Annotated in this window: 15 protein-coding genes; 4 read left to right on the plus strand and 11 right to left on the minus strand. The window is 41.8% G+C overall.

The features are described 5' to 3' along the window. Nucleotides 1–139: 139 nt before the first annotated feature. Entirely contained in the window at nt 140–1,069 is a 930-nt protein-coding gene (locus tag ACSLGF_RS11455; RefSeq protein ID WP_456005475.1) for an aldo/keto reductase, read from the minus strand. A gap of 471 nt (nt 1,070–1,540) precedes the next feature. Between ACSLGF_RS11455 and ACSLGF_RS11460 the strand changes: the two genes are divergently transcribed. Then, on the plus strand, nt 1,541–2,581 hold the full coding sequence (locus tag ACSLGF_RS11460) for a DUF4352 domain-containing protein (protein WP_456005478.1): 1,041 nt from the start codon (nt 1,541–1,543) through the stop codon (nt 2,579–2,581). A 54-nt stretch (nt 2,582–2,635) separates the two neighbouring features. Here ACSLGF_RS11460 and ACSLGF_RS11465 read toward each other — a convergent pair whose 3' ends face one another. From ACSLGF_RS11465 to ACSLGF_RS11475, 3 genes are all read right to left on the minus strand, one after another. Then, nucleotides 2,636–3,721 carry an SEC-C metal-binding domain-containing protein gene (locus ACSLGF_RS11465; RefSeq protein ID WP_456005481.1) on the minus strand — a complete coding sequence of 362 codons (1,086 nt, stop codon included), beginning with the start codon at nt 3,719–3,721 and terminating at the stop codon, nt 2,636–2,638. A gap of 192 nt (nt 3,722–3,913) precedes the next feature. Beyond that, nucleotides 3,914–4,852, minus strand: a complete 939-nt coding sequence (locus tag ACSLGF_RS11470) for a response regulator (RefSeq protein ID WP_456005484.1) — start codon at nt 4,850–4,852, stop codon at nt 3,914–3,916. 4 nt (nt 4,853–4,856) lie between these two features. After that, the gene (locus ACSLGF_RS11475; RefSeq protein ID WP_456005487.1) at nt 4,857–6,143 is read right to left on the minus strand and encodes an ATP-binding protein; all 1,287 of its coding nucleotides are present in this window, start codon (nt 6,141–6,143) and stop codon (nt 4,857–4,859) included. Nucleotides 6,144–6,660: 517 nt separating this feature from the next. On the opposite strand from ACSLGF_RS11475, the gene ACSLGF_RS11480 reads away from it, so the two are divergent. Then, nucleotides 6,661–7,641 (plus strand): glutaminase, encoded by a 981-nt coding sequence (locus ACSLGF_RS11480; RefSeq protein WP_456005489.1) that lies wholly within the window; start codon nt 6,661–6,663, stop codon nt 7,639–7,641. Nucleotides 7,642–7,673: 32 nt separating this feature from the next. Then, entirely contained in the window at nt 7,674–9,101 is a 1,428-nt protein-coding gene (locus ACSLGF_RS11485) for an alanine/glycine:cation symporter family protein (protein WP_456005492.1), read from the plus strand. Between the two features lie 39 nt (nt 9,102–9,140). Here the strand turns inward: ACSLGF_RS11485 and ACSLGF_RS11490 are convergent, their stop codons facing one another. From ACSLGF_RS11490 to ACSLGF_RS11505, 4 genes are all read right to left on the minus strand, one after another. Further along, nucleotides 9,141–10,001, minus strand: a complete 861-nt coding sequence (locus ACSLGF_RS11490) for an alpha/beta fold hydrolase (RefSeq protein WP_456005494.1) — start codon at nt 9,999–10,001, stop codon at nt 9,141–9,143. A gap of 311 nt (nt 10,002–10,312) precedes the next feature. Beyond that, nucleotides 10,313–10,678 (minus strand): VOC family protein, encoded by a 366-nt coding sequence (locus tag ACSLGF_RS11495; RefSeq protein WP_099726162.1) that lies wholly within the window; start codon nt 10,676–10,678, stop codon nt 10,313–10,315. A gap of 100 nt (nt 10,679–10,778) precedes the next feature. Further along, the gene (locus ACSLGF_RS11500) at nt 10,779–12,161 is read right to left on the minus strand and encodes an amino acid permease (RefSeq protein WP_456005497.1); all 1,383 of its coding nucleotides are present in this window, start codon (nt 12,159–12,161) and stop codon (nt 10,779–10,781) included. A 67-nt stretch (nt 12,162–12,228) separates the two neighbouring features. Continuing rightward, nucleotides 12,229–13,737, minus strand: coding sequence for a class I adenylate-forming enzyme family protein (locus ACSLGF_RS11505; RefSeq protein WP_456005500.1), 1,509 nt, complete (start codon nt 13,735–13,737; stop codon nt 12,229–12,231). Nucleotides 13,738–13,998: 261 nt separating this feature from the next. Between ACSLGF_RS11505 and ACSLGF_RS11510 the strand changes: the two genes are divergently transcribed. After that, complete coding sequence (locus ACSLGF_RS11510; RefSeq protein WP_099726165.1) at nt 13,999–14,436, plus strand: MarR family winged helix-turn-helix transcriptional regulator; 438 nt, start codon at nt 13,999–14,001, stop codon at nt 14,434–14,436. A 220-nt stretch (nt 14,437–14,656) separates the two neighbouring features. Here the strand turns inward: ACSLGF_RS11510 and ACSLGF_RS11515 are convergent, their stop codons facing one another. The 3 genes from ACSLGF_RS11515 to ACSLGF_RS11525 all read right to left on the minus strand — a co-directional run bounded on the left by ACSLGF_RS11515 (nt 14,657) and on the right by ACSLGF_RS11525 (nt 17,618). After that, the gene (locus tag ACSLGF_RS11515; protein ID WP_456005502.1) at nt 14,657–15,790 is read right to left on the minus strand and encodes a zinc-dependent alcohol dehydrogenase; all 1,134 of its coding nucleotides are present in this window, start codon (nt 15,788–15,790) and stop codon (nt 14,657–14,659) included. Between the two features lie 161 nt (nt 15,791–15,951). Then, on the minus strand, nt 15,952–16,974 hold the full coding sequence (locus tag ACSLGF_RS11520; protein ID WP_456005504.1) for a quercetin 2,3-dioxygenase: 1,023 nt from the start codon (nt 16,972–16,974) through the stop codon (nt 15,952–15,954). A gap of 80 nt (nt 16,975–17,054) precedes the next feature. Continuing rightward, nucleotides 17,055–17,618, minus strand: a complete 564-nt coding sequence (locus tag ACSLGF_RS11525) for a TetR/AcrR family transcriptional regulator (RefSeq protein ID WP_456005507.1) — start codon at nt 17,616–17,618, stop codon at nt 17,055–17,057. Nucleotides 17,619–17,656 lie beyond the last annotated feature (38 nt).

The following is a 17,656-nucleotide window of genomic DNA, read 5'->3' on the forward strand; positions in this document are numbered from 1 at the left end:
GGAACATGAGAAAAACACCTTCCTTTAGTCGGCTTTTCTCTATTATAAAATGAGGAGATGTAAATTTTAAGGGAAAAATAAAGCTGTCGAGATTTTCTCGACAGCCTGAAGGTGCAGCTGCGCACCTTATTTTTTTATATTAAGAGAAGATCTGGTCGATTTGGTTGATTTCCTCTTTTGTTAATTGAACATCGTTTGTTTTTAGGTTTTGCACGACTTGCTCTGCTCGTTTTGCACCAGGAATAATGGCATCAATGCCGTCCTGCGCTAAAAGCCAGGCCAGTGCTACGTGTGCCGTTTCTGCGTTCTTTGATTGTGCAATGACCTTCAGCTTGTCTACTTTTTCGAGATTTTGAAGGAACGCATCGCCTTGGAAAAGCGGGTCCTTTGCTCGAATGTCATCAAATGTCGCATCCTTTGTAAATTTTCCAGTCAACAAGCCTGATGCCAACGGAAAATAAGGAATAAAGGAAATGCCATGTTCGACACAGTATGGGAGAAGATCCTGCTCCGCCTGACGTTTCAGCAGAGAATACTCCGATTGAAGTACGTCTAAGTAGCCATCTCGGTTAAAGACTTGAAGCTGTTCAAAATCAAGATTTGATGCACCAATTGCCCTGATTTTCCCTTCATCCTTCAATTCCTTTAATGTGCCTGCTACTTCATCCAACGGCGTGCGGCCGTCAGGGAAATGCATATAGTACAAATCAATATAATCTGTTTGCAGTCGCTTCAGGCTATTTTCGACCTGTTCTCTTAAGAAATCGCGGCTATTATCAAGTTCAATTTGCCCGTTTACTTCTTTATGAGCTCCTTTTGTCGCAAGGACAAGCTCCTCTCTGCCACCTCGTTTGGCAATGATCTCACCGATCAATTCTTCTGAACGGCCCAGCCCATAAATAAAAGCAGAATCTAAGAAATTGACACCTTGATCAAGAGCCGTTTCCACAAGCTCCCGTCCAGCTTCTTCACTCAAATTCGGGAATAAATTATGCCCACCTACCGCATTCGTACCAAGCCCTATCGGATTCACCTGTAAATCAGTTCGTCCAAGCGTTACCTTTTTCAAAAGCTCATCTCCCTTATCTGCTTAATCATCCTTATTTTCCCATGAATCATTTTCAAAATTCAAGTATCCTGCTCTCTGAAAAGGAGGACGCTGCGAAATAGAAGGTGCGTATGGTAGATTCATATAGATTGACTTCCAAGTTAGATGCTCCCGAAGTATTCAACACCTTCATTTCAAGATTTTCATATAAAAAACATCTAAAACCTATGTCAAATCGAAAAATTAATTCTTTATAACCAGTATATTCCGCTTATAAAAATCTTTTTTTATAGGTATTTGTGTAAAAATCTATCAAAGATAGGGACTAAAGCCTATTCCTCATCCTGAATGAACTTCGATAGAATGAATAGTGCAAATCGTCATTAGGAGATTTTCCCCTTTAACGCCCGAATATACCATTCTATCTGTTTCTTTTTTCTTAGTCAGATAGCGGGAATGAAGTGACGAAAGAAAAGCAAAGGAGCATCAACTGTGAATCTTAAAAAAATAAGTGCACTCCTCATGATTTCATTCGTGATGATCATCTCTGCAGCCTGCCAGAGCTCAGCAAAATCAACCAATGCTGATCAAAAATCAACGAAAACAGCAGAGGTAAAAGTCAATAGCTACGAATATACGTTACCAGAAGACTCAACAACTACCCTACGAGACAATGAAATGGTGTTAAAAGTCAACCTGACGATCACAAACAAAGGTGACAAAGCCCTTTCATTATATAACTCTGACTTCTCCCTTTATCAGGACGATGCCAAAGTATCTGATTTGAAATTCTACGGCAGTAAAGACCGCCTTGACCTTGGTACATTGAACAAAGGCAAGTCACTATCAGGTGCTCTTTATTTCCTAGTGGACAAAGGCAAAAAATATCAGTTCGTCTACCAAGACAGCATCAAGAAAAACAGTGATTCTATCGAAATTGAACTTGATGGCAAAAAGATACTCGATACAGCGAAAAAACTGGATAACCCTGCAAAAGCGCTATCAGCTTATACCGACATTATTGTCTTTGACAAAAAGAACGATCAATTCTCCGAATTAACGGGTGACAATCAATCAGATGTCATCAATAAATATCATGAAATGTTTGTGAAAGACTTCAAAAGAAGTGCAGGGATGTACGGAAATGAAGTCAGTGACCGTGATATTCTTTCCATGTACAAACGCATTCAAAACACAATGAAGGATAAAGCCAAAGTTGAAACAAGTGTGAAAACCATCTCAGATGACGAGGCTAAGGTTGTCGCACAAGTAACAGGCATTGATGCTTCTAACTTAAAAGACAAGCTCGACAAGCAAAGAGATGAGTTTTACAACGGTAAGATTCGTTCTAAAGAGGAATTGTATAAGAAGAGCTTAAACATGTACGCATCTGAGTTCGAGAAGCTCCCTCCAGTCTCCAGCCCAGCTGAATATGAAGTGAAAATGAAACGTAATGGGGATGGTCAGTGGAAAATCGACCTTAACGATTATAATACAACGCAGTACATGAGCGGCTTTATTAAAACTAGATAATAAGAAATAAAAAAGACGCTGGCCCCTTGAGGTGCCGCGTCTTTATTCATTACGTTATACAGTCGCCTCTTGCTCTTCTTTGACCGCTTTTTCGATATCTTTAAAACGGCTCGATACAGTAGACGCACTAATGCCATACTTTTTAGCAACTTGTGCTTGAGAAAGCGGGGCATCACTTGCAAGCGAATGAATATAATATTCGATTCCCGCAGCAAATGACGCTGCTTTACGGATCACAGGTGATTTCTGATCACAGTAGGCTTTCCAAACCGTTAAAGCGCCATCTGTCAGGCTTTGATCACCGTGCTCCTTCATCCCGTCTTCAATCAGCTTGGCTGTTTCCAGCTGAACGTCACTTGCCCAGTCCATACGATCTGCTGATAGTCCTGTACCGCCTTCTGTTTGAGCAGGTGTTTCCGATTCTTCTACTTCTTGCTTCGCAAACATACACTTCAGCACTTCAGGGAATGATTCTCTCATAAATGTGCTGAGCGCTCCTCCATTTGCTTCGTGTGCTTCAACGAGCTGGCGAACCTGAAGAAGAAGGGTATCTGTAAACTCTTTCGCAAACATTGTATATTGAATGAAAAACTCTGCTTTGTCTTCAAACTGAACAGGGAAACCAAGCACGAGACTGCCCTTCTCTGGCAGCACTGTTTGATCCGGTTTTACATCAACTTCAACCTTCTCCGCTGTCACCATATTCTCAAAGTAAAGAGACTCGTCCGTTTTTTCATTTAATAAAAGCAATGATGGTTCCATGTCTGTCCAAGATTGAACCACTTGTTTTGTTTTCGGACGGGTAATATCCTCTGCTTTCTTTGTTAGGAATTCATGGAAGATGGTTTCTTTCTTATCAGTTAATGGGCGGAAGAAGATGCCCCATACACTCAAATGAAAGACTGAGATTTGTTGCGTTTCTTTATCCATATCCGCAAGAAATGAAAACTCATTAATGAATTGATTGATCGCTCTCTGATGTTTAGAGAAAGCATAATTCATTAAATCCTTTTGAACTTGTACAGCTTCCTTAAATACCAGCTCAGACGTTTGTTCTCCGCCTGACTTTTGGCCACAGCAATGTTTATATTTTTTTCCGCTTCCGCAAGGGCAGAGCGCATTTCGTTTAATTTTCCCCAAAATAAAACCTCCGACATTCTAGTCTAACCTCACTATTTTAACAAACGATTGCACAGGAGGGTTTTATTTTCAAGAAAAAAGAAAAATCAGAATGATCAGATAAATAATGAAGACACCTGACGAGCACGTCTGATCATAGAAAAGGGCTCCCTTCCACTGTTTATTTTCTCCAATCATTCCAACAGATTTTTCTTAACTCATTCCTTCGAATAGCTGTTTTGCTTCGAAATAAAAGATTTGAACGAACTTCTTCGTATTGACTCTGCCCGTCGATCCTGCGGGCGAAGATGTCTTCTGCATTTCTTTCATTCTTTGGCTGACATCGGTAAAATCAAAAAACTTCGACGCATAGTGCTCAAACTTAGGATTCGAAAAATCTGTTAATCCTAGTGAAGCGAAATGATTCAAGGAATGATGAATGGCTCGTCTAATTCGCTGCTCTGCCGCTTTCACTTCCCGCATCACTTCCACATCAGTCGCACCATGGTCCAGCTTTCTCTCAGCCGTTTTGATAAACAGCTGCTTTAGTGGAGGAAAATTGACCTCATGGGAATTGGCTGTCTGTGTTTCATGTAAGAAGATCAGTATCTCTATTAGATCCTTAGAGCCGCTCTCTCCGACAATTCCTAATTCAGATAGGAGAAATTCTCCTGCCTCTTTCATCGTTCTTCGCTTCGCCCCAGAGCCCCCATCACGAGAAATCACGGGCTCTAATGGCAGCACATGGCGAAGGGAAGCTTGAATATCGTAAATCGATTTTTCCAGCTTGATGCGCTCCATGACTTTTCGAATGACACTGACGATCTCAATTCGATTGACAGGTTTATGAATATAATATTCAATCCCCAGTTCATAGGCTTCTGCCATCATCTCTTTCGCCTCTACTTGAGAAATCATGATGACCTTGCCTTTGAATTCAGGGTGTATATGACGAATGGTTTGAATGCCATCTCTAGCAGGCATTAAAAGATCAATCAGAAGGATGTCTACTTTTTTGAGATTTAATGAATGAGCTTCTAATCCAACTCCGTCATCGGCTTCATCTACGACCTCTCCCAAATCCTCATCCTCAATGATTTGACCTAAAATCGAGCGTATTGCACGATCATCATCTGCAATGAAAAATCGCATACACTCACCCTTTCTGTATTAAATTTTGTATAGGAAGGACAAGCTGAAATGCTGTACCTTTTGTTTCTTTTTGTTCGATCTGGATTTGACCGCCAAGCTCTTGAACCAGCTCTCTCACATAGGATAAGCCAATCCCAGTTGACGGTGTACCAAATGCATCAAATTTCGAAGTGTAGCCTGGATCAAATACAACCTCTCTCAATTTTTCAGGAATACCCGGGCCATCATCTTCAATCCGAATCTCTATTTTATCATGACCGCCTTTTAATACGAGTGAGATCGTTCCGTTATCTTCTATTGCTTCAACTGCATTTGCCATTAAATTATTAATCAACGATAAGAAAATGAAAACATGATAATCATGCAAATGAATGCCACGTATATCAGAGGTAAAGGAGATGTTTTTCCCTAGAGATAGGGCGTATTTCTCTTGGATGCGGATCACAATGTGAACAAGCTCTTCGGCTCTCATATAGTCTTGCATATTTTCCTTTGAAATCAGCTTTGAAAGCCCAGCATAAATACGCTGATTGTCCTTTTTCACCTCATGGATTTCTCCTGCGAGCTTTAACAGCCCCTGACTCACTTTCTTCCCTGCTTCGTGGTCATGCAGTAGACGGTAAAGCCGATATGATTCTTGCGTAATGTGCTCTGTATGGTTTAACGTTTTCTTTAAGTGAACCGTTTCCTCATATAAATTCGAAATGACCATCATCATATGCTCATTTTGTTTCATGATTTGTTTCTCTCTTGATTGTGCCTCGTACAGCCTCATCATATTAAAAAAGCTGATCACCACAAAGCTGTGAGCAAACGCAATGAGGAACATATCACTCAGCTTTGATAGGGTCATCGTTGTATCGAACACTAGAAATTGTACAAACAGCTCGACAAAATCAGCCAGTAATTCGATCATGAGACCGATGATCCCAATGAAAATAGAGCGCTGCTTAAAACGTCCCGTACGGACGGCAAAAAACAGAAAAGCATAAGTAAAATAGAAAAAGAAACTTGGGAATTGCTGATAAAACGACGCAGCCATATCAGCATTCTGCTGAATCAGATCTAAGCCTACTCGAAAAAGTACAATGGCTGCGCCTGTTAAAAATCCCGGCAGCAGTGGTCTAGATTTTCTTAAGAGTAATAAACAAAAGAAAAACGCAGGTGCTCCAAAACTGATGCGAAATGTCTCGTTCACAGGATAAAACTTCAGCTCTCCTGCAAGCGGCACAATGACCACCATAAAAATTAAAATGAATGCGTCTTTTTTGACAAGCTGGTTTAAACTCAAATGACTGACATCCCTTCCCCTGTTTGCATAGCCACAGTATACAAGGAGACTCTTTTCTTCACAATGTGCAAAAAAATAATTTTCACTACGCCTTTCATCTCCAAAATCCTTTTTTATGACTATTCTCCGAGGCAGCAAGGTGACCTTTCAGCTATTCTGCATTTTGGGGATTGTCTACAATAATGGGAATTGTTTAGACAATTGTCGACAGACTGATTTTTATTTGTAAGTTTTTCTGTAGATTTACGTCAGATTGTGTAGTTTCCAAGATAAATTGAATGAACAATTTTAGTGAAACTATATGTAAGCGTTTTCTGAATTTTCACTAAAAACCCTTTTTGTTTTTTCGCCGCCAAAGCCTTCATTTGAACATATATTTAGGTGTAAAGGAGTGGTACAAGCAGCGCATGACAAGTTCTTTGAAGATGTGTAACATGTTTTCGTGCCTATTTGATCGCATTTTTTGTCATCCGCCAATTCAATAGGGTACTTTTTGAATTTTGATTGGAGGAATCGTATGAAAACAGCAATTTCTAATAATACACAACATGCATGCCAGTCTTCTGTTGATCAATGGGCAGAAGAAATACGGCCTTATTACAAAAACGGTCAGAATGCTGGCTACATTCCAGCACTCGGAAAAGTGAATTCCTCTCAACTTGGTATCAGTGTGATAGGCCCAGATGGATCATCTGTACAATATGGTGATTGGGACGTTCCCTTTACCCTACAAAGCATCTCAAAAGTCATCAGCTTTATAGCTGCCTGTTTAGGAAGGGGCGTACCTTACGTCTTGGATCGGGTAGATGTAGAGCCAACTGGTGATGCATTTAATTCCATCTACCGCCTTGAGATGCATAAACCAGGGAAGCCCTTTAATCCAATGATTAATGCTGGAGCTATTACCGTTTCCTCCATCCTTCCCGGAAAGACTTCTACAGAAAAGCTAGCATATATTTTCGATTTAATCGAAAACTTAATAGGTAAGCGTCCTGCTGTTAATGAAGAGGTTTATCAATCAGAATGGGCAACTGCCCATCGAAACCGGGCACTTGCTTATTATTTGAAAGAAACCAATTACTTAGAATCAGATGTCGAGGACACATTAGAAGTGTATTTAAAGCAATGTTCCATCGAAGTCACAACAGAGGACATCGCCTTGATTGGACTGATTATATCAAGTGATGGCTACCATCCCTTTAAACAAGTTCAAGTCATCCCAAAAGATATCGCAAGACTAACAAAAGCATTGATGCTGACATGCGGCATGTATAATGCGTCTGGTAATTTTGCTGCTTTCGTAGGCGTTCCAGCCAAAAGTGGTGTGTCTGGAGGAATTATGGCTTGCGTTCCGCCAAGCGCAAGAAGAGAATTCCCGTTTCAGACAGGCTGTGGAATCGGCATTTACGGTCCCGCCATTGATGATTGCGGAAATAGTATTACCGGTGTCATGATGCTGAAAAAACTCGCCAAAGAGTGGGATCTCAGTATTTTTTAAAGAAATAGGATGGAATTAGAAGAGGTGATGTTATGAATGACTTTATCAATGGTTTATTAACAACAACAAATGGTTTTCTATGGTCATATATTATTGTTGCACTATTAGTTCTTGTTGGTCTTTATTTTACATTTAGATCTCGTTTCCTTCAGGTTCGTATGCTCAAGGAAATGGTGATCGTTCTTAAAGAAGGGACAAATAAACAAAAATCTGGTGTGTCACCGTTTCAAGCGTTCGCTATTAGTATGGCAGCTCGAGTTGGAACAGGAAACATTACCGGGATTGCTATCGCTATTGCCATGGGTGGGCCTGGTGCTATTTTTTGGATGTGGATTCTGGCGATTATTGGTTCCGCCTCTAGTTTTGTTGAAAGTACACTTGCCCAAGTCTATAAAACAAAGGATGTGTCAGGCTTTCGTGGGGGTCCGGCCTACTACATTGAAAAAGGCTTAAAGAAACGATGGATGGGGATTTTATTTGCTGTATTGATTACTATTTCTTTCGGTATTGTCTTTAATGCTGTACAGTCGAATACCATCACCATCGCTTTTGAAAATTCATTTGGCACAAACCGCTTAATTGTTGGAGTGATTATGGCTATTGGATTTAGCATCATCATTTTCGGTGGTGTCAAAACGATCGCAAAGATGGCAGAATACATTGTTGTTTTCCTAGCTGTAGCTTATATCGGGATTGCTCTCTTTGTCATGGTCACGAATATTACAGAGCTTCCTGGCGTCGTTCACACAATAGTTACCCACGCATTCGGTATTGAACAATTTGCAGGTGGTACGATGGGTGCCGTCATTATGGAAGGGATTAAACGAGGTCTCTTCTCAAACGAAGCTGGGATGGGTAGTGCACCAAATGCTGCTGCTGCGGCCGTGACCAGTCACCCTGTAAAGCAAGGACTCATTCAGGCATTTGGTGTCTTAATTGATACCCTCATTATTTGTACAAGTACTGCTTTTATCGTCCTTTTCTCAAATGCATATAGAACAACAAAACTAACGGGTATTGAACTCACTCAGGCATCTTTAAGTGAGCACATTGGCCCTTGGGCTTCTGGTGTACTTGCCATTATGGTCTTCTTGTTTGCGTTTAGTACGTTAATCGGGAATTATTACTATGGTGAAACGAACATCGAGTTCCTTAAATCAAGCAAGGCATGGCTAATCGGATACCGTATTGCCGTTATTGGAATGATTTTATTCGGTGCTGTGGCAAGTGTTCCTTTTGTTTGGAATCTCGCCGACCTATTCATGGGACTGATGGTCATCGTCAACCTCATTGCCATTACCATGCTGTCTAAGGTCGCCTTTGCAGCATTGAAGGATTATACGAGACAGAAAAAAGAAGGAAAAGATCCTGTTTTCTATAAAAATGCCGTTCCGAACAATGAACATATTGAATGCTGGGACGACGAACCTGCTTCTTTGAAAAAGAATCAAATCGGGTAATTAAAAAAAGCTCTGGTCCTTTGATCAGAGCTTTTCCCTTTATTTCAAAAATTCGAGTATGAGTTTGTTGACGACCTCTGGTTTTTCATGATTGATCCAATGAGAGGCATCATCGACAAAAATCAGCTGTCCATTTGGACAAATCTTAATCGATTCCTTCGCCAGCTTTCTGCTTAGAAACTTGTCCTCCATCCCCCAGATCATGCGAACAGGTACGAGAATCCGTTTTGAAATTGGCTTTTCAAAGCCGCCTTTTTTGATGGCCCGATACCAATTCAGCATTGACGTAATGGCTCCTGGCTGCGTCCAAGCGAGCTTGTAGCTTGAGACATCCTCCTTGGTGAACAAGTGTGGTCTAGCAGTCAGCCCAATCGCTTCATCCAGCCTTTGAAATTGGTTTTCTTGAAGTGCTGCCTCTGGTACATTTGGAAGCTGAAAGAAAGCGATATAGGAGCTCTTCTTCCACTGTGGCGGATAAAAAGGGAGAACCTTCATCATCACACGAGGATGCGGCATGTTGACAATGATTAATTTCTTTACATATTGAGAACGTGTAGAAGCCAAATGCCAAGCAACCGCTCCGCCCCAATCATGTCCGCCGACAATGGCCTTTTGATTTGGACTCAGCGTCTTAATCAAGCCCACGATATCATCTCTCAGCTGATCCAATACATATGATTCGACTCCATCTGGCTTGTCACTTAGATGGTAGCCCCTTTGATCAGGAACAACGACACGATAGCCTGCCTCTGCTAAGGGAATGATTTGATTTTTCCAGCCGTACCAAAACTCAGGAAATCCATGCAGCAGGACAAGCAGCGGGCCATCCTCAGGGCCAGCCATTGCTGTATGTAGCCTTATGCCATTTGTTTGGATATATTGAAACTCAACTTGTTCCATTCCGTTGCCACCCTTCCCCATGTCTTATTATTCTTCCAACATAGCATATTTTCCATTTTTCAGAAAATAAAAACACTCCCAAAAAAACCTTCACCACTGTGAAGGCCTCAGCGTGTAGACAAACCCTCGCATTCGGTGTCAGGTCTGCGTGCCGGTGCTCACGAATGTCAAATTCGCTCCGCTCCGGTACTCGTCCTTCCTAGACTTCAAGGGCTTTCTATCACGCTGAAAAGAAGACAAAGGGCTAAAATAAAGTTCATTTTAGCCCTTTGTCAACAATCTGAAACCTTCACCACTGTGAAGGCCTTTATCTATTTCATATAATTCAGAACCCAGATCAACCCATTTTTCCGGTCCTGCACTTGTCCGTGAAGTGCACCAAAGAACGTATCCTGTAATTCCACCAGTACATCCCCGTCAGCTTCGAGCGCTTCATATACGGCCTTTAGTTCTTCTTCATTGTCAAACTGCATAATCAATCTGAGATTCTCCGATTTTGGTGTGCGACCAAACGTATCTGAAAAGTGGAGCAGTGATTCTCCAAGGTGCAATTCAGCATGTAACACACGGTCTTGATGTTCATTTAAAATATGAATATCTCCGCCAAAAATTCCTTGATAATATTGAAGAGATTCTTTCACATCTTCTACTACAATATAAGGACTAACGCTGATCATATCCCTCATCCTCCTCTTGTTCCGTCCATCTTCTCTTTTATAGCTTATCCCAAATCGTAAGAAAAAAGGCACAAATCGTCAACTGATTTGCACCTTTTTCTCATGAAGATTTCGCTAATTCACTGTGTTTGTTCGAATACGCTGCGTACATGACGACACCGATTAACAGCCAAACCCCAAAGTAAAGCCATGTCCGTCCCGGTAAGTTGAGCATGAGGAACAAGCAGCAGCCCATTGATATGATTGGCAAAACCGGTACAAAAGGAACCCGGAATCCCCTTTCAAGCTGCTGATGCGTCTTTCTCAAAATAAGCACAGATAAGCTCACCATCGCAAACGTCAATAAAGCACCGATATTCGCTAAGTTAGACAGATTCTTCAAATCAATAAACCCTGAAATAACAGCTGTCATTCCGCCAATCATCCATATGCTTGCAACAGGTGTATCGCTCTTGTTTGTTTTCGAAAACACTTTAGGCAAGAGCCCGTCTCGACCCATCGCATAGGCAATTCGAGTTGCCGCATAATTATTGGCGAAAATCACAGCCATCAATCCAATGACAGCACCGACAGAAATAATACCAGCCACGCTATTTTGATGCACACTTTGCAGCACATAGGACATGGCCTCTGTCACATTCAGCTTTGTATAGTGCACCATACCTGTCATGACCAAACAAACGACAATGTAAATGACCGTACAAATCAGTAATGAACCAATAATACCAATTGGCAGGTTCCGCTGTGGATTTTTCACCTCTTCTGCAGAGGCCGAAATCGCATCAAATCCTAAAAAGGCAAAAAACACAGCGGCTGCACCGGCAATGACACCTTCCGCGCCAAACGGCATGAACGGCTGCCAATTGTCTGGCTGTACATAAAAGCCGCCTACTACAATGAAAAGAACAATAATGCCAAGCTTCACAAACACCATGATATTATTGAATTTTTTACTTTCCTTCGTTCCTCTAGATAAGATCCACGCAATCAGTAAAGCAATGATAATCGCTGGCAGATTCATGTATCCGCCTTGTTCTGGCCCTGATAGGAATTGATGGGGGATAGAGATTCCAAACCCCTCCAGCAGGCTGTTGAAATAACTGGACCAGCCACTGGCCACAGCCGAAGCAGTCAGCATATAAACAGACAATAGGGTCCATCCCATCAGATGGCCCACAAGCTCACCCATCGTTGTATATGAATAAATGTATGCACTGCCGAATACAGGAAGCGCTGAAGCCATTTCTGCATAACAAAGTGCTGCTAAACTGCACACAATCGCTGCGATCGCAAAGGAGAAAATGACAGCCGGTCCTGCATCCTTAGCTGCTGTAATTCCGGTTAACACCATGACCCCTGTGCCGATCACAGCCCCTATACCAAGAAGCGTTAGATCAAGCCCGCCCAGCGTTTTCTTTACCTTTTGCTGCCTACTCTGTTCTAACAAATCGTGAATTTGTTTCTTACGAAGAATTTGTCGCAAACCCTTTCCCTCCAAAACGTTAGAAAAACAAAAAAATCATTCAAATTTCATTATAGCAGAATAGGTCCTACGCATTCACAACCAATTCACGTAAATATTTCTTCATAATTTTACCAAGTTTGTTTTTTGGCAGTTCCTTCGTGAAATGAATGGACGGAACCTTGTAGTCTGCCAAACGCTCCTGGCAATAGTTCACAACATCTTGCTCGCAAAAATCGACGGATTCGTCTTTCACGATATATGCACTTGGCACTTCACCATATAAATCGTCTGGTACACCAATGACAGCTGATTCAATGACTCCTGGAATTTGATCAATGACTTCTTCCACTTGGTCAGGATAAATATTATCTCCACCGTACAAAATGACATCTTTGTATCTGCCTGTGATATAAAGAAAACCTTCTTCATCTAGATAGCCTGCGTCTCCCATATGGAACCAGCCATCTTTGAGTACCTTCTCAGTAGCGTCAGGCTGATGGTAGTAGCCTAGGAAATAAAATGGGCTTCTCATGACAACTTCGCCAATTTCTCCAGCTGGCAGCGTCTCATCTGTCTCAGGATGAACGATTTTTACTTCTACATCCGCATCGACTTTACCGGCAGATCCCATTTTATCTTCACCCATTGCAGGGTACCATGCACTGACAACCCACGCTTCGGTACTTCCGTAGCCATGCATCATGTGAATGCCCACTTCTTTGTAGTCCTTAATCAAGCGTACTGGAACCTTCGTGCCGCCAGAAATCGCAATTTCAAAGGACGAGAGATCATACGAACCACGTTTCAGCTCTTCTAACATGTACGTATAAGCTGATGGGAAGGCCATCATAAACGTAATTCTTTCTTTTTCAATCGTTTCTAAAATGCGTTTCGGCGTTGCATCATGTAAAAAGACTAGGGTATACCCTTCAATTGCAGCTGCGATGAGATGGTTAATCGAGCTCATATGATACAGAGGGTGACTCGCCAAATATCGTTTTCCTTTTAGGTCAAATCCTCGATTCCCATGTCTTGTTAAAAATTGATAGAGTCGTCCATGTCCAACCATACAGCCTTTTGGGTTACCCGTTGTGCCGGAGGTGAATAGAATCATAGCTAGATCCTCTTCTGACACCTCCTCAGCAAGATCACTTCCATCGTTTGAAGCCAATAGGTCTTCAAACAGCTGCGTTGTTTTCGCATTCACACCGGATTCCACCATGAGGCAATCCTCTAAAAACACATTCACAGCGGCAATGATGTCACGGAATTCTCGGTCAAAAAATAAAGCCTTTGGCTCTGCTTTTTTCAAAATGCCTTCCAGTTCAAAAGAAGTAAGCTGCCAGCTAAGTGGGACTGCGACTGCACCCGCTTTGATGGCTGCCAGCATAATCGTTGAAAAGTGATGATGGTTTTGACAAATAAAGCAAACGCGGTCACCTTTTCGAATCCCCTTACGATGTAAGTAATGAGCGAGCTGGTCAATGCGTTTTGCATATTCTTCAAATGTATAAGACACACCTCCGCCAGTTACCGCTTCAATTTGTGAAGAGCGTTCCATTCTGTCGTTTAGCAATGCCTGTAAAGTATTCAATATCTTCATCTCCAAACGTTTGATTTCAATAGCCAATTTCCAGCGAATTGGATTGGCAGATTTTATCTCATTCACATTCTAAAATAAAAATAGATGAAAGTAAAATCATTTCATTTTGGAATTGTTCTTTTTATTAATTGATAATACAGGTAATTTTATAGACGTCTTCCATTTTGGTTTAAATGATGATGATTATTATGATAAGATAGACCTAGTAATTGATCGGAAAATGCGAATGCAATAGGAAAAGAGGTATGGAGAATGCAACATTTCAAGCTAGAGGCAAGTTTGTTAGACCATGCACTGACAAAGTATTTAAAGGCGACGAAACGAATAGACGAAGAGAACATTCCGAGAAACGTCACGAATGTCAAAGGGTTTATTTTACGCATCATCTACCGCCATCAATCATGTACTGTGAAAAATATTCTACAGGAAGTTTCATTATCTCCCTCTGCGACAACAACCGCTCTCAATCACTTAGAAGATGAAGGGCTGATTATCCGCTCTCGAAATAACAATGACCGCCGTACTGTATGGATTACCCTTTCTGAATCGGGTGAACAAATAGCAAAACAAATGATCGACAATCGCCAATTGCTTGTCAATCAACTGTTCAACCATTTATCTGAGGACGACAAAAAAACATTTTTTGAATTAATCGAAAAAATGATGGACGAGCGCACATTAAAGGCTTAGGAGAATTCCTAAGCCTCAGATTGTTGACAAAGGGCTAAAATGATCTTTATTTTAGCCCTTTGTCTTCTTTTCAGCGTGATAGAAAACCTTTGCAGTCTAGGAAGGACGAGTACTGGAGCGGAGCGAATTTGACATTCGTGAGCACCGGCACGCAGGACTGACACCGAATGCGAGGGTTTGTCTTCACGCTGGGCTTAGGAGAATTCCTAAGCCTTCTTTTTTATGGCTTTAAGATGACCTTTATACAATCTTCCTGTTTTTCGTTGAATATTTGGTAAGCATGTGCGGCATCATCTAATGGCAATTGATGTGTGATGATCGCTCTAGGATCAATTTCACCCGTTGTCACTTTTTGATAGAGCTTTGTCATGTACCCTCTTGCCGGGGCCTGTCCCATTTTCAGCGTGACGTTTCTTGCGAAAAAAGCGCCTAATGGGAACATATTGTACAGCCCTCCATACACACCAGTCAGTTGAACTGTTCCACATTTTCGAACAGCTTTTGTGGCAATTTGAATCGGTCCAATCGTTCCGCCTTGCAGCTTGAGCTTCTGCTCAATTTTTTCAAGCGGCGATTTCTTCCCGTCCATTCCTACACAATCAATGACAACGTCCGCTCCGCCCTTGGTGAGCTCCTTTAATGTTTCTCCCATATCGGGATCTTCTGTAAAATCAAATACTTCTACACCGCTCATCCGTTTTGCATGCCGCAGGCGGTAATCAATATAATCGACGGCCATCACCCGCTCTGCACCTTTTTGCCAAGCAAATTGCTGTGCCATTAACCCAACAGGTCCACAGCCTAACACGATGACCGTATCGCCTTTTTTCACTCCTGCGTGCTCCACGCTCCAATAAGCAGTTGGCAGGACATCTGATAAGAACAATAATTGTTCATCCTCTAACTCACAATCATCCGGTACCTTAAACGGGGTATAGTTTCCAAAGGGTACGCGTAAATATTCAGCCTGTCCTCCGGGATAATTCCCGAATTTCTCACTATATCCAAAAAGTCCGCCCGAATCATAATGCGGGTTTGAGTGGTCGCATTGGCTTTCTAAGTGATGATGGCAATACTGGCATTGACCACATGCAACCGTAAATGGAATGACAACACGATCTCCCTTTTTTACCGCCGTAACATCCGGCCCAACTTCCTCCACAATTCCCATCGGCTCGTGCCCAATCACATAGCCGATAGGAAGCGGGAAATTCCCTTGATACAAATGTAAATCTGAGCCGCAAATCGCTGTTGATGTAATCCGAACGATGACATCTTCACGATCTTGAATAGACGGCGCATCTACTTTCTTCACTGCAATGCGATTTTTTCCTTGATAGGTAACAGCTCTCACATGCATTTCCTCCTTTCACTCGAGTCATCTTCCCTTATCTTCACCTTGAATGGACGGTTCATTCATCAGATCAGGAATATATGTCACGAAGGCGAAAGGCGAAATAGCCCGTAGATTGATTCGACAGGCTTTTGATGGAACATGTGTAACGCGTTACACACTCATTTTTTTTCGAGAAAATACAAATCATATTGAGCTGATGTCTCCCGATCGATCATCAGGTTCCCTTCCTGAATAAAATAAGGACACATACTTGGGCTTTGAGATTCTTCAAACTGTTCATATAATTGCTCAATATCTCCAGGGAGCAGCAAAATTAAAAATTTATTTGAATGAGACACTAATTCATAAGCGTGGATGGTATCCGGCGGTATATAGGCAAAGTCACCCGGCATTAGACAAATATCCTCTCCGTTCAAATGAAGGTTCATTTTCCCTTCAACACAATAGAGTGCTTCTGTATGCACTTGATGATAATGCGGAGGAAAATATTTTCCTTTCGTCCCTTCAATCACAAAATGACTGAATCCGCCTCCTGTTGTTTCTGTTGTCGCAATCAGCTCATGAAGCTGACCATCAATGATGTATTGCTTCCCTTCACCAGCCTCTAATACATAGGGCTGCACTGAATGAGGGAGCTGACTATGAAATAACACTGAGGGCTTGGTTGTATTCGATAGCTCTCTGATTCCGTGCATCAGCATGAGATCGCTTTCTTTTTCAGCTTGTTGAAAACAGTCTGCATCAAAGGCTTGATCGGTCATCGGCCATTCATTCTGCAAGAGCCTTTTCCCAATTTGCTGATAGATATCTGTCATTTGTCCGCCCAATGTATACGAAATAAACCTTGTTTTGTGACTATGCATTCTGTAGCCATGAATTGTTTTAGGCGGAATATGAATATAATCGCACGCTGTCACCATATATTTTTTACCGTCCAGCATCACTTCAAGCTTACCTTCGAGCACAAAGATGGTTTCAAATAATGTCTCATGACAATGCAGTGGAAAATAAGCACCTTTCCCACCTGTGATTAAGACAAGCTCAAACAGTTGATTCGTTTGATTTGCTTCTGCCAGCACATGAACAAGCTGATTCTCCAGACCATACAGCTTTCCCGAACCAGACACGGTATAAAAAGTGGTACCTTCGGATTGCTTGATCGATTGCGGTTGCTCCGACATCCCATCACTCCTCATGACTAATTGACTATCTTTATTATATAGACCACTTGATATAATAGATAGACAATATGCGAGAGATTTTACTCTTCTCGCATAAATAAGTGTCTAAGGTAATATTTTACGTGTTCTAAAGGTGTCGTTTGCTTGAGAGCAGTGGTCATCGATAGACCTCCGATCACCATTGAATGAAGGAGAGAAGCCAGCTCATCGGCTTTATTTTCTTCATAACCGGTGTTCATCAGCTTTTCTTTCACAAGCTCTTGCCAGCGGATCATTTCTTGTTTGCAAGCATCATGCAGCTTTGTATGCTCTGGTTTTGACTCTGCCGCCAGCAAGACAATCGGAATCCCTCCTTCACTTTCTTGCTCCATAAATCCCTGAATGATGTTTGTCATAAAACGATCGATGGCGATATATGGGTCATCGGAATAGGCAAAGCTTTCTTCAATTCGATTAATCACCTTTTGACTAATATATTCAACGGCTGCTATGGCTAGCTCTTCTTTTCCATTTGGAAAGTAATAATACAGAGATCCTTTAGGCGTGCCGCTCTCTCTAATGATTTGATTCAATCCTGTCGCATGATACCCCTGTTTACGCAAAAGAAGTGCGGCCGTTTGAATGATTTTGTCCTTCGTACTCACGTGTGACACTCCTTTCCCTCCATTGACCAAAGTCGATT

This window comes from Bacillus sp. A015 (assembly GCF_053851875.1).

What these genes read in the sequence shown, in the direction of transcription:
- ACSLGF_RS11470 (WP_456005484.1), bottom strand. Translation starts at nt 4,852, where the DNA reads ATGCGATTTTTCATTGCAGATGATGATCGTGCAATACGCTCGATTTTA.
- ACSLGF_RS11480 (WP_456005489.1), top strand. Translation starts at nt 6,661, where the DNA reads ATGAAAACAGCAATTTCTAATAATACACAACATGCATGCCAGTCTTCT.
- ACSLGF_RS11485 (WP_456005492.1), top strand. Translation starts at nt 7,674, where the DNA reads ATGAATGACTTTATCAATGGTTTATTAACAACAACAAATGGTTTTCTA.
- ACSLGF_RS11490 (WP_456005494.1), bottom strand. Translation starts at nt 10,001, where the DNA reads ATGGAACAAGTTGAGTTTCAATATATCCAAACAAATGGCATAAGGCTA.
- ACSLGF_RS11495 (WP_099726162.1), bottom strand. Translation starts at nt 10,678, where the DNA reads ATGATCAGCGTTAGTCCTTATATTGTAGTAGAAGATGTGAAAGAATCT.
- ACSLGF_RS11510 (WP_099726165.1), top strand. Translation starts at nt 13,999, where the DNA reads ATGCAACATTTCAAGCTAGAGGCAAGTTTGTTAGACCATGCACTGACA.
- ACSLGF_RS11520 (WP_456005504.1), bottom strand. Translation starts at nt 16,974, where the DNA reads ATGTCGGAGCAACCGCAATCGATCAAGCAATCCGAAGGTACCACTTTT.